This window comes from Paraburkholderia sp. BR14374 (assembly GCF_040948685.1).
Taxonomy (GTDB): Bacteria; Pseudomonadota; Gammaproteobacteria; order Burkholderiales; family Burkholderiaceae; genus Paraburkholderia; species Paraburkholderia youngii.
This window is the reverse complement of the sequence record NZ_JBFPKF010000106.1, coordinates 1-1,014: the sequence shown is the minus strand read 5'-3', so window position 1 is coordinate 1,014 and position 1,014 is coordinate 1. Positions and strand designations below refer to the sequence as shown.

Annotated in this window: 1 protein-coding gene; it reads right to left on the bottom strand. The window is 56.1% G+C overall.

Annotation, left to right across the window (positions count from 1 at the left end; genetic code table 11):
- Positions 1-303 precede the first annotated feature (303 nt).
- On the bottom strand, positions 304-1,002 hold the full coding sequence (locus AB3X86_RS38200) for an IS6 family transposase (protein ID WP_368599894.1): 699 nt from the start codon (positions 1,000-1,002) through the stop codon (positions 304-306).
- Between the last annotated feature and the right edge of the window lie 12 nt (positions 1,003-1,014).

Genomic DNA, 1,014 nt, shown 5'->3' with positions numbered 1-1,014 from the left:
TGCCGGGCTATGCGACCGGCCGCTTCTTTTTGCCATCTTTGGGTTCCTTTTGCTGGTCCCTATGACCAGCTCAGGCCCCGACCGTTCCACTTACCGACCTTGTCCGAAATTCCGGCGCCACCTCTGACCGCTCAGCCAGCGATCGTTACCTGGGGATTTTGAAGTGACCATACCTGGAGGAATTTGACCGACCGCCGGGGATAACAGCCATAAAAGCGGCATTGCAGCTCATGCTGGGCCCCTTGAGGGGCTCCAGTGCAATTAGGTAGCGTGGTCGAAATAATCTTTATAGATTTGGATACCTTATCGATTGAACAGGACGGCGTTCCAAACCGCGGGCGCGGTGGTATCGCTGAGCCTGAGCGCGCAGAGGTCGAACTGCGCCTTGCGAATGCGATGCATCAACTCGATGCCTGAAATCGTGATCGCGGCACTTCTGAACCGTTTGAATCCAAGCATCACGTTCGTTCTTGACTTGATGTGACGATGGTCCTGTTCGATCAGATTATTGAGATACTTCGAAGAGCGCACCTTCGTGTCCTCGGGAAGCAGGCCGTCAATTTTCATCTCACGCACGGCCCGGTGCGACGCAGCATACTCATCGAGGGTGACCGTCTCCGGTGGCTGGCCTTGATGTTTGACTGCCTTGCCGAAAAAGGCTTTTGCCGCGGCCACATCGCGCTTTGCCCTGAGCATGAAGTCTACCGTCTGGCCGTCCCGATCCACCGCCCGATATAGATAAACCCATTTGCCCCGGATCTTCAGGTACGTCTCGTCAACCCTCCACGACCGTCCCGCAGACGTGGCAAAATGATTCCAGCGCTTGACGAACTCGGGCGTATAGCGGCGCACCCAACGCAGAATCGTCGTGTGCGCCAGCGACAACCTGAACCGCCCCGGGATTTCCGGAGGCTCCACTTCTTGAGAAAATGGAGCTATGGAAAACACGAAGAAGAAGTGCCCAAGGTACTCGCCTGAAGTTCGTGAGCGGGCTGTGCGAATGGTTCTGGAACA